This window comes from Microbacterium sp. (assembly GCF_047607465.1).
Lineage (GTDB): Bacteria > Actinomycetota > Actinomycetes > Actinomycetales > Microbacteriaceae > Microbacterium.
This window is the reverse complement of record NZ_JASGCY010000078.1, coordinates 1-12,105: the sequence shown is the minus strand read 5'-3', so window position 1 is coordinate 12,105 and position 12,105 is coordinate 1. Positions and strand designations below refer to the sequence as shown.

6 protein-coding genes and 1 pseudogene are annotated in these 12,105 nt (G+C 69.2%); 6 read left to right on the top strand and 1 reads right to left on the bottom strand.

Annotation, left to right across the window (positions count from 1 at the left end; genetic code table 11):
• The 6 genes from infB to QM568_RS11490 form a co-directional block, all read left to right on the top strand.
• Window positions 1-2,052 (top strand): translation initiation factor IF-2 (infB, locus tag QM568_RS11515; RefSeq protein WP_415138936.1); only part of this gene is annotated, 2,052 nt, incomplete at its 5' end.
• Between the two features lie 65 nt (window positions 2,053-2,117).
• Window positions 2,118-2,543, top strand: coding sequence for a 30S ribosome-binding factor RbfA (gene rbfA / locus QM568_RS11510; protein WP_415138934.1), 426 nt, complete (start codon window positions 2,118-2,120; stop codon window positions 2,541-2,543).
• Between the two features lie 75 nt (window positions 2,544-2,618).
• A complete protein-coding gene (locus QM568_RS11505; protein ID WP_415138932.1) occupies window positions 2,619-4,799 on the top strand; it encodes a LuxR C-terminal-related transcriptional regulator in 2,181 nt (726 codons plus the stop codon).
• A gap of 147 nt (window positions 4,800-4,946) precedes the next feature.
• Complete coding sequence (locus QM568_RS11500; protein WP_415138930.1) at window positions 4,947-7,508, top strand: glycosyl hydrolase family 18 protein; 2,562 nt, start codon at window positions 4,947-4,949, stop codon at window positions 7,506-7,508.
• A 107-nt stretch (window positions 7,509-7,615) separates the two neighbouring features.
• Window positions 7,616-9,532, top strand: a complete 1,917-nt coding sequence (locus tag QM568_RS11495; protein ID WP_415138928.1) for a glycosyl hydrolase family 18 protein — start codon at window positions 7,616-7,618, stop codon at window positions 9,530-9,532.
• Window positions 9,533-9,747: 215 nt separating this feature from the next.
• On the top strand, window positions 9,748-11,820 hold the full coding sequence (locus QM568_RS11490) for a helix-turn-helix transcriptional regulator (protein WP_415138926.1): 2,073 nt from the start codon (window positions 9,748-9,750) through the stop codon (window positions 11,818-11,820).
• Between the two features lie 17 nt (window positions 11,821-11,837).
• Here QM568_RS11490 and QM568_RS11485 read toward each other — a convergent pair.
• Window positions 11,838-12,105 (bottom strand): annotated as a pseudogene (locus QM568_RS11485) (A/G-specific adenine glycosylase); the annotation flags it as partial.

Genomic DNA, 12,105 nt, shown 5'->3' with positions numbered 1-12,105 from the left:
GGCGCCGGCGGCGCCCCCGGTGCCGGTCCCGGTGCGCGTCCGGGCGGCGGCTTCGCCGGTCGTCCCGGCGGTGGTGGCGGCCGTGGCCGTGGTCCAGGCGGCGGCACAGCCGGCGCGTTCGGCAAGGGCGGCGGCAAGAGCAAGCAGCGCAAGTCGCGTCGCGCGAAGCGGCAGGAGTTCGAGATGCGGTCGGCGCCCGTCGTCGGCGGCGTCAACGTCTCCAAGGGCAATGGCGAGGTCATCCGCCTCCGCCGCGGCGCGTCGATCGCCGACTTCGCCGACAAGCTCGAGGCCCTCAACGGCTACACCGTGCAGCCGGGAACGCTCGTCACGATCCTCTTCAACCTCGGCGAGATGGCCACGGCCACCGAGTCCCTGGACGAGGCGACCTTCGAGATCCTCGGCGAGGAGCTCGGCTACAAGATCCAGATGGTCTCGCCCGAGGACGAGGACAAGGAGCTCCTCGAGGGCTTCGGTCTCGACCTCGAGGCGGAGCTGGAGGCGGAGAGCGAGGACGACCTCGAGATCCGTCCCCCGGTCGTCACCGTCATGGGTCACGTCGACCACGGAAAGACCCGACTGCTCGACGCGATCCGCAAGACCAACGTCATCGAAGGCGAGGCCGGCGGCATCACCCAGCACATCGGTGCGTATCAGGTCTGGACTGAGCACGAGGGCATCGAGCGCGCGATCACCTTCATCGACACCCCGGGTCACGAGGCGTTCACCGCCATGCGCGCCCGTGGTGCGCAGGTGACCGACCTCGCGATCCTCGTGGTCGCCGCCGACGACGGCATCATGCCGCAGACGGTCGAGGCGCTGAACCACGCCCAGGCGGCGAACGTGCCGATCGTGGTCGCGGTGAACAAGGTCGACAAGCCGGAGGCGAACCCCGCCAAGGTGCGCCAGCAGCTCACCGAGTACGGCCTGGTCGCCGAGGAGTACGGCGGCGACGTCATGTTCGTCGATGTCTCCGCTCGCGCTGGCACCGGCATCCAGGACCTCCTCGACGCCGTGCTGCTCACCGCAGACGCCGGTCTCGACCTCACGGCCAACCCGAACAAGGCCGCCCGTGGTGTTGCGATCGAGGCGAAGCTCGACAAGGGCCGCGGTGCGGTCGCCACCGTGCTGATCCAGTCGGGAACGCTGCGCGTCGGCGACGCGATCGTGGCGGGCACCGCCTACGGCCGCGTGCGTGCGATGGCCGACGAGAACGGCGAGTCCGTCTCCGAGGCGTACCCGTCGCGTCCGGTCCAGGTGCAGGGTCTGAACTCCGTGCCGCGCGCCGGCGACGTGTTCATCGTCACCGAAGAGGACCGCACCGCACGCCAGATCGCCGAGAAGCGCGAAGCGGTCGAGCGCAACGCACAGCTGGCCAAGGCTCGCAAGCGCATCTCGCTCGAGGACTTCACCCGCGCTCTCGAAGAGGGCAAGGTCGAGACGCTCAACCTCATCATCAAGGGCGACGTCTCCGGTGCCGTCGAGGCGCTCGAGGAGTCGCTGCTCAAGATCGAGGTCGACGACTCGGTGCAGTTGCGCATCATCCACCGCGGTGTCGGCGCGATCACCGAGTCGGATGTGAACCTGGCCACGATCGACAATGCGATCGTGATCGGCTTCAACGTGCGCCCCGATGCGAAGGCTCGTGAGGCGGCGTCGCGTGAAGGCGTGGACATCCGCTTCTACTCCGTCATCTACAACGCCATCGACGAGATCGAGAACTCCCTCAAGGGCATGCTCAAGCCGGAGTTCGAAGAGGTCCAGTCGGGTGTCGCCGAGATCCGCGAGGTGTTCCGCTCCTCGAAGTTCGGCAACATCGCCGGTGTCATCGTGCGGTCGGGAACCATCACGCGCAACGCCAAGGCCCGCGTCATCCGCGATGGCGTCGTCATCGCCGATGGCCTGGCCATCGAGTCGCTGCGCCGGTTCAAGGACGACGTCACGGAGGTCCGCACCGACTTCGAGGCCGGTATCGGTCTCGGCAAGTACAACGACATCCAGATCGGCGACGAGATCGAGACCACCGAGATGGTGGAGAAGCCGCGCGGCTGATCATGATTCCGGCAGCCCCGCGAGCCCTGCGCTCGCGGGGCTGCCTGAGCAGAGAAGAGAGAACAATGGCCGGTGAACGACAGGCACGTCTCGCGGATCGCATCCGCGTGATCCTCGCCGAGCGGCTGGAGAAGGGTCTGCGCGATCCCCGCCTCGGGTTCGTCACGATCACCGACGTCCGTGTCAGCGGAGACCTGCAGCATGCATCGGTGTTCTACACCGTGCTGGGCACCGAGGAGGAGCGCATCGCCAGCGGCGCCGCCCTCACCTCGGCGACGGGGATGCTGCGCAGCGAAGTGGGGCGCCAGCTGAGCACGCGTCTCGTGCCGACGCTGGAGTTCATCCCCGACGCGCTTGCGGAGACCGCAGACCACATCACGGCTCTGCTGCGTCAGGCGCAGGAGCACGATGCGGAGGTGGCGAAGCTCGCCTCTACGGCATCGCACGCCGGCGACGAAGACCCGTACGTGCACCCCGACGAAACGGCCTGACGCAGAGCCGCGAGACTTTGTTCGCACTGCTAACATTTTGCTCACTCGACGATCGAGAGAGCGGAGGCGGCAGTGATGACAACCCTTGCGGAGCACGCGGAAGCCGCCGTCGGACGCCCGCGGACCGCACCGCAGCACTCGGTGATCGATCTGGTGCGGCTGCTCGCCGAGCACGGGATCCCCGTCGCACCGCATGTCGGCGCGAGGCTGTTCGCGCAGCTCGACGGCGATGCGGACGCGGTGCGCGAGGTCGCGGCCGCGCTCACCGCTGAGCAGAGGAGCGGCACCGGGTATCTGCCCAATCCGCTGCCGTTGACGGCGAGCGTCTCAAGACGCTACGACGGCCTCCGCCTCGCCGACTGGGAACAGGAGCTGCTACTGGCCGCAGCGGTCTGCGTCGACGATGCGACCGAGACGCTGCTGGAGTTCTCCGGGCGGACGATGGGTGATCTCATCGAGAGCGAGCTGAGCGCTCATCTCTCGTTCGTCGCAGGACACTTCTCGTTCAACGAACGGCGTCTTCGCATCTGGGTGCACGAGCGCGCCCGCCTCGCGGAGCGCACTGCCGCCCATGAGCGGCTGTCGCTGATCTATCGGGATCGCGGTGACGACCGGCGAGCGCTCTGGCACCGATCGCTGTGGACGATCGCCGGTGAGGCCGAACTCACACGACCCCTCCTGTCGCTCGCGCGGCGCGAGATCGACGGCGATGCGGTCTGGGCGTTCGACGTCGCCCGCGAGGCCGTCGCCCACGCCGGGGCGGACGAACTCGCCACGGCGCGCATCACCGCCGGGATCATCGCCATCGGCAACGGCTTCGTCGACGACGCCTGCGCACTGCTCGACGGGGTGGCCGCAGCCGACTCCGCCGTGGCGACCGCCGCCGTCGCCGTGGCGAGGGCCCTCCGCTGCGGTGTCGCACCGCTCGCCGATGACGCCTGGCCGCGCCCGGCCGACGCGGATGAGCGCGAATGGCGGGAGTGGGGCGTGCTCACGACCATGCTCGCCGTGCTCTGTCTCGAGCGCGGGGCGCAGGAGGAAGCACTGCGGTGGGCGGATATCGCGGGGGAGGCGGATGCCGCTGGCGCGCCCTCCGGCGGACTCCGGGAGGCGGCCGCGGCCTGGGTGCAGCTGCTCGAAGGAGGAGGCGCGCGCGCGGCAGATGTCGATCCGCACTTCCGGCGACTGCTTTCCGCGTTCGAGCTCGCGCTCGACGGGCGGGGCCAGGAGGGGATCCGCTTGCTCGTCGGCGGCGACGCCTGCACCGAGGACGGGGTGCTCAGCGGATATCAGAACTCCCCGTTGATGCGGGCGTACCGCGGGGTCGTCGAGGCGCTGCTTCGTACCTGGGACGGCGAGCTGGACGCCGCGCGCGAAACCCTCGAGCGCACGGCTCTGCAGGTGCCGCTGGCGATGCCGTTCGCCGGTCTCGCCGCCGTGATCGCCCGTCGTCTGGATCTCGCCTGCGTCGGCGAGCGCGGGGCGCTCTCCGACGCGCTGGTGAGTGCGCTGCCGCCGGGGCTGCACAACGACGGACTCGTGGAGCGCGGTATCGGCGCGTACCTCGCCGGACGCATCGACGAGGCGGCGACGCACATCGAGCTGTGGGCCGATCGCGGCTGCCCTGGCTCGCTCTTCGGTCTGCCCGGCCTCGATGAGGTGGGCCCGATCGAGCTTCCCGCCTTCGTCGAGCCGGCCGACATCCGCCGCGCCAGGGAGCTTCGCATATCGATCAGGTCGGCGAGGGCGGGTGCGTGGGCGCAGGAGCATCTCGTCGCCTCCGAGGCGAGCCGGACGATCGAGTCGCCGTTCGAGCGCGGCCGGGTCGAGGCGCTGCTGGGGGCGACGTGCATGACCCGAGGCGATCGCGCCGCGGCACTGCGTCACCTCAGGGCGGCCAGGAGCCTGTTCGCCGACGCCGGTGCCGGGGCATGGGAGGCATCCGTCGCCGCGCGCATGTCCCGCTTCGGCGAGGAGCTCTCGGCGACGGCTGCGACGCCCACCGCCCCGATCGTGATCTGCTCCGCCGACCCGCTGGCCGCCTGCCGTGCGGCGTGGGCGCCGCTGCTGACCGACCGCGAGCTGCAGGTGGCGATGCTCGTCGCCGACGGCCGGACCAACCGCGAGATCGCGACGCAGCTGCACATCGCCCTGCGCACCGTCGAAGTGCACGTCGGGCGGCTGTTCGCCAAGTTCGACGTGCGCTCGCGTGCCGAGCTCACCGTTCTCGCACACCGCACGAACCAGTACGCCTGAGCGCCGCCCGCGCATGTGGTTAACCACGATGCGACCGCACCGGGCCCGTCAATAGCGTCGGATCACGCGTTCACCCGGACGCGAGCATCCGTGCCACGACAGAACGGAACCCCCATGCGAACACAGCCGGCACCGACGAGAAGGCGGATGCACGCCCTCCTCGTCTCCGCACTGGTGATTGGCGGCTTCGCCGCCGCAGCCTCGCCCTCATCGGCCGCCGTCGAATGCGCCGCGGCATGGTCGCCGACGGCCACCTACACGGGAGGCAGCGTCGTCTCCTACGACGGCAAGAACTTCGCGGCGAAGTGGTGGACCCAGAACAACACCCCCGGCGCCGAGCAGTGGGGCCCCTGGCAGTCGCAGGGGGCCTGCGGCGGATCCACCCCCGAGCCGACGCCGACCCCGACGGATTCCCCGACTCCTGAGCCCACCGCGACTCCTGAACCCACCGCGACTCCTGAGCCCACACCGACCGCCGGGCCCACCGGCGAGCCGTGGACCTCGAACCCCGACGAGAAGTGCCGTCCAGACGGGCTGTACCAGACCCCCGGCGTCGACGTGCCCTACTGCACGGTGTACGACGAGCAGGGGCGCGAGAAGCTGCCCAACGGCCTCGAGAACCGCGTGATCGGCTATTTCACGAGCTGGCGCACGGGCGAGGGCGACCAGCCCCGTTACCTCGCCAGCGACATCCCCTGGGACAAGCTCAGCCACATCAACTACGCCTTCGCGCACATCGACGCGGCAGGCAAGGTCTCGGTGAACCAGGATGCCGCAGACAACGCATCGACGAAGATGACCTGGCCTGGCGTTGCAGGGGCCGAGATGGATCCGGCGCTGCCGTATCAAGGGCACTTCAACCTGCTCAACACGTTCAAGAAGCAGCATCCGGGTGTGAAGACCCTCGTCTCCGTGGGCGGATGGGCTGAGACCGGCGGCCACTTCGACGCCGACGGCAACCGCGTCGCAGACGGCGGCTTCTACACGATGACCGACTCGCAGGCGAAGATCGACGTCTTCGCGAACTCCGCCGTGGAGTTCATCCGCACGTACGGTTTCGACGGCGTCGACATCGACTACGAGTACGCCAACTCGAACGGCAAGGCGGGAAGTCCAGACGACTTCGCGTTCTCGGAGGCTCGCCGCGCGAAGCTGTGGTCGGGATACCAGGCGCTCATGAAGACCCTGCGCGAGAAGCTCGACCAGGCATCGGCGGCTGACGGACGTCACTATCTGCTCACCGTCGCAGCTCCGGCATCCGGCTGGCTGCTGCGCGGCGCCGAGGTCTACCAAGTCACCCCGTACCTCGACTACGTGAACATCATGAGCTACGACCTGCACGGGTCCTGGAACGACTACGTGGGCGGGAACGGCCCCCTGTACGACGACGGCAAGGATCCAGAACTCGCCGCAGGCGGCGTGTACGGCGCCTACAACGGCATCGGCTACCTCAACACCGACTGGGCGTACCACTACTTCCGCGGGGCGATGCCTGCAGGCCGCATCAACATCGGCGTTCCCTTCTACACACGCGGATGGGATGGCGTGCAGGGCGGAACCAACGGTCTGTACGGCAAGGCGCCGCTCGCAGATCAGACCAAGTGCCCAGCGGGAACGGGTCCATCGCTCGGCGGCACCTCGAAGTGCGGCAACGGAGCGGTCGGTATCAACAACCTCTGGCACGATCTCGACAAGACCGGCGCCGAGGTCGGCGCCGGTGCCAACCCGATCTGGCATGTGCTGAACCTGCAGAAGGGCGTTGTGGGCGACTACACCGCGAGTTACGGGGCACCTACCACGCTCACGGGAACGTACACGCACCACTTCGACGCCGTGACCAAGACCGAATGGTGGTGGAACAGCACGACCAAGACCTTCCTGTCCGGTGATGCGGACCAGGCGATCGCGGCGAAGGCCGACTACATCGCCGACAACGGCATCGGCGGCGCGATGATCTGGGAGCTCGCCGGCGATTACTCCTACAACCAGGCGAAGGGGCAGTACGAGATGGGCTCGACACTGGTCAGCCTGTTGCACGACCGCCTCGCAGCATCCACTCCCTACGGTGCCACCAAAGCCGATGTCACGATGCCGACCAAGGCGATCGATCTGCAGGTGACCTACTCGGACTTCGCGCTGGGTGACAACAACTACCCGATCAACCCGAAGGTGACGTTCACGAACCGCTCCACGGTTGCCATCCCTGCTGGCAGCACGATCACCTTCGACACCGGCACAAGCGACACCGGTGCCATGGGCGAGCAGAACGGGTGGGGCATCACCAAGATCGCCAGCGGCCACACCGGAGACAACGTCGGCGGACTCGATGGCGACTTCCACACCTACACGATCAAGGTGCCCTCGGGCGGAATCCCCGCTGGCGGCTCGGTGTACACCAAGCTCAGCTGGCGTCTGCCGATGACCGAGCTGTCGAACCTGCGGATCACGATCGGCTCGGAGACGTACGCCACGCTGTACGACCTGCCCCGCGGTGCCGTGCTCGTGCAGCCCTCCACCGGCACCACGCCGGGAACGGGGACCGGTGGCACTGGTAGCGGATCATGCTCTGCGGCCACGTGGAACGCGAGCTCGGTCTACACCGGCGGCGCGAAGGTCGTGTACCAGGGCAAGCAATACACCGCGAAGTGGTGGACGCAGGGCGACACACCTGGCACCGCATCGGTGTGGGGCGACGGCTCCACCTGCTGAGACCGGGTGGGGGCGGCTCCGGCCGCTCCCACCGTCCCCTCTGCCGCAGCACGCGGAGAGGGGAATGGATAGCGGATGCCGCGGCATCCGCCCGACGAAGGAAGAACATGTCGAGACACAGAAAGCACAAGCGCGGCATCGTCGCCGCTCTGGCCGGCTTCGCCACCGCAGCAACCATCGCGGCGCTCGCCGCGGTGTCCGCCGCGCCGGCGACCGCCGCGACAGCGACCGAGACGACGCCTGCGGCAACAACGGCGCCCAGCGGCATCAACGGCTACCGCAATGTGGGGTATTTCGCACAGTGGGGCGTCTACGGGCGCGCCTTCCAGGCGAAGCAGTTGGAGACCTCCGGCGCTGCAGCAGACCTCACCCACATCAACTACGCATTCGGCAACATCAACAACCAGACGCTCAAGTGCTTCATCGCCAATAAGGCGCAGGGCACGGGGCCGAACGGTTCAGACGGCGCAGGCGATGCCTGGGCCGACTTCGGCATGGGCTATACCGCCGCGAACTCGGTGGCTGGTGTTGCTGACACCTGGGATCAGCCGCTTGCTGGTTCGTTCAACCAGCTCAAGCAGCTCAAGCAGAAGCACCCCGGGCTCAAAGTCATGCTCTCGCTTGGTGGATGGACGTGGTCGAAGAACTTCTCGGCTGTGGCATCGACGGACGCCAAGCGCAAGGCTTTCGTCTCCAGCTGCGTCGACCTCTACATCAAGGGCAACCTTCCCGTGATCGACGGTCGAGGCGGAGCGGGAGCTGCGGCCGGCGTTTTCGATGGCTTCGACATCGACTGGGAGTGGCCCGGTTCGCAGAACGGTGAGGTGGGCAACATCGTCGATGAGGTGAACGACAAGGCGAACTTCAAGGCGCTGCTGAAGGAGTTCCGCACGCAGCTAGACGCGCTCACGGCCACGACGGGCAAGCAGTACCAGCTCTCGGCCTTCCTGCCGGCGAACCCGGCTGATATCGAGTCAGGTGGGTGGAACGACCCCGAGCTGTTCACCTATCTCGATTACGGCAACATTCAGGGCTACGACCTGCACGGCGCCTGGGACGCTTCGCTGAACGGGCACCAGGGCAACCTCTACAAGGACCCTGCTGACACGCGCGCTGCGAACCGTCAGTTCAGCGTCGACGCTGCAGTGAACGAGTACCTCAGTGCTGGTATCGACCCTGCACAGCTGGGGCTCGGGCTTGCCGCGTACGGCCGCGGCTGGCAGGGCGTCACATCCTCGGCGGCCTGGGGCACGGCGACAGGCGCCGCGCCAGGCACCTGGGAGAAGGGCAACGAGGACTACGACAAGCTCAAGAACCTCGGAACCGGCTACTACGACCCGAACATCGTCGCTTCGTGGCGTTACGACGGCAACCAGTGGTGGAGCTTCGACGACACGCGCAGCGTTGCAGCCAAGAGCGATTACATCACCTCCAAGCACCTGGGTGGAGGCATGTGGTGGGAACTGTCCGGCGACCGCCAGGGAGAGCTCATCGGAACTCTTGCCGACAAACTGCGTGCAGCGACCAAGGGCGGTGCGGTCGACCCAGTGACGCCGACCACCCCGACGAACCCGACCGACCCGACGACGCCGACCGATCCGACGACGCCGACCGATCCGACGACGCCGACCGATCCGACGACGCCGACCGGTTGCGCGGCTGCGTGGTCTGCTTCGGCCGTGTACACGGGCGGGGCCAAAGTCTCCTACGAAGGTTCCGAGTACACCGCGAAGTGGTGGACCCAGGGCGACAAGCCGGGTGTGAACGCGGTGTGGAACAAGGTGGCCTCGTGCGGAACGACGCCGACCGACCCGACGACGCCGACGAACCCGACGACGCCGACGAACCCGACGACGCCGACCGAGCCGACCTGCGCAGCGGCATGGTCGTCGGCCACCGCCTACATCGGCGGGACCACGGTGACCTACCAGGGGACGCAGTACAAGGCGAAGTGGTGGACGCAGGGCGACGTTCCAGGATCGTCGGCCTGGGGTCCATGGACGGCGCTGGGCACGTGCGGCTGAGTTGACCGGGTGAAGCCCCGTCGGAATATCGGGCAACCGATGCCGGCGGGGCTTTGCTAATCTCTAAGGCGCGGCGACGGCTTGCGCACAGCTGAGGGGGGATCGGCATCGAAGGGTCCAACGCGTCGGTACCGACGCCGGTCACGACCGCGTCGGTCGCGGGGCTGCTCGCCGCGCTCCGCCGGAAGGGTCTCGTCTGCGCGCCGCACGTCCTGGTGCGGATCATCACGGAGCTCGGCGGCGACCCGGTCGCGGTCCACGATGTGGTGGCGCTGCTGGATCAGCCGACCAGGTACGGGCTGCGCCCGCTGCCGCTGCCACTGCCTCTCGTCCCGTCGATTCAGGCGCGCTACGGCGGCCTCGAACTCGACGCCCGCGACCGGGACCTGCTCCTCGCCGTCTCCCTGTGCCTGGGCGACGAGCTCGAGCCCCTGCTGGAGTTCGACGGCCGCATCGCCGACGAGCTGATGCTCAGCGCCGTCGGCCCGCTGCTGGCGCTGCGCGCCGGGCGCGTGCGGTACGTCGATCCGATGCTCGACATCTGGGTTCGGTCGACGGCGGATGCCGCAGCAGAGGCCAGCGTGCACGAACGCCTCGTCGCGATCTTCGCCGCGCGCGGCGACGCGGTGAGCGCGGACTGGCACCGCTCGCGCGCGTCGCTGCGCGGACTGCCGGACGCCGCTCCGGAACTCACCAGGATCGCCCGCGAGCTCTCCGAGGCCGGGCACCCCGCCCGCGGTCTGCAGCTCGCAGGCGAAGCGGCGTCGCACGCCGTCGGCGTCGATCTCGACGAGGCACGACTGGTGTCGGGTGCGTCGGCGATCGCGGCCGGCCACGCGGCCGAGGCGGTGGCGTGGCTCGGTCCGCTCTTCCCCGACGGCTCCGAGAAGTACCGGCTGCAGGGGCTGAGCGCCCTGGTGGTCGCGCAGGCCCACCTGCAGGGGGCGGTGCCGGCGATCGACCCCGACTCCTTCCGCCCCAGCACCGACGACGCCGATGACTGGTACTCGTGGACTCGCGCTGCGGCGTTCGCCTCGATGCTGTGCGCAGAACGCGGGGATCGCAAGGGCATGCGGGTGTGGCTGGCGGCGTTGCGGGAAGGGGCCGCCAGGGTCGGCGCCGAGCGCGAACTGCGCGATCCCGTCGTCGCGCTGAGCTGGCTGCTCGTGGGGGAGCCCGACGTCGACGCCGCCGAGGGGACAGGCCCGATGAGCGGGAGCGTGCTCGGCGCGCTGCACGCCGCGTCGAGGGGAGACCTCGATACAGGGCTGCGGCTGCTCGCGGTCGCCGATTCGGGGCTCGGCGTCGTGGTCGACCCGTTCGTGGCGGGCTTCGAGCACAGCCCGGTGGTCGGCGCCTACCGTGCCATCGCCGAGGTCCTGCTGCTGACCTGGCGCGGCGAGATCCGCACCGCGCGCGACCGGTTGTTGCACGCGGCGATGGAGCTGCCCGTCTCGGTGCCGTTCGCCGGGCTCGGCGTCGTGCTGGCGCGTCGTCTGGATCTGGCGGTCCTCGGCAGGATCGGCCCGTTCGGCGAGGCGCTCACTGCGGTGCTCCCGCCGGCCGTCCGGCTCGACCAACTCGTGGACCGCGCCATCGAGGCGCATCTGAGCGGGTCGTTCGAGGAGGCCTCGTCGTTCATGAAGCTGTGGCGCGACCGCGGCTCACCGGGGACGATCGTCGCTGTGCCGGGCCTGGACGAGATGGCCGCCGTCGTGCCGGATGCGGGATCGTCGACGCCCGTGGTCGCGCCACCAGAGCTGCTCGAGGCGCGGCGACTGCGCGCGCGCATCGCCACCACCACCGACGCCCGCTGGCGGACGGTGCAGGACGAGGTGGTCGCCGCCTCCCGCGCGCTCGTGTCGCCGTTCGCGCGCGGACGCGTCGAGGCGATGATCGGCATCCTCGCCGTCGTCCGCAACGACCTCCGCGCCGCGAGCGAGCACCTGCGCGCCGCGGCGCGCCTTTTCGACCTTGCCGGCGCCGACGCGTGGGCGCGCATGGCAGGCGAGCGTCTGGCGCGCGTCGAGGAGGAGACCGCGGGGGCGGCGAGTGCGAACGAGACCCTCGCCACGTGCCGGCGTGTGTGGGAGCCGCTGCTGACCTCGAGGGAGCTCGAAGTGGCGATGATGGCGGTCGCCGGCAGCTCGAACCGCGAGATCAGCGACGCCCTCGCGCTCTCGGTGCGCACGGTCGAGGTGCATCTGGGGCGGGTGTTCGCCAAGCTCGACGTGCGCAACCGCGTCGAGCTGACGGTGCTCGCGCACCGCACGGAGCAGTATCTCTGAGCGCCGTTCCCCGATGCTCACGCGGGCAGCGACAGCATCTCGCCATCGGCTTCGGCGAGTCCGTCTGCGATGAGCGAGCTCACGGCGCGGTCGAGCTGCGCGGCATCTGGCCACCGCGGCTGCAGGGCGGCCAGCGGCACCGCGCGGGCCGGCGCTTCGCGCAGCATCCGCAGCACGACGCCCCGCGCCTGCCGGTCCGATCCCTCGTAGCCCGCCTGGCGGCGGCGGGTGTCGCCGGTGTCCGGCCGGCCGGCGGCGACCCACGCGCAGCCGTCGCGCAGCGGG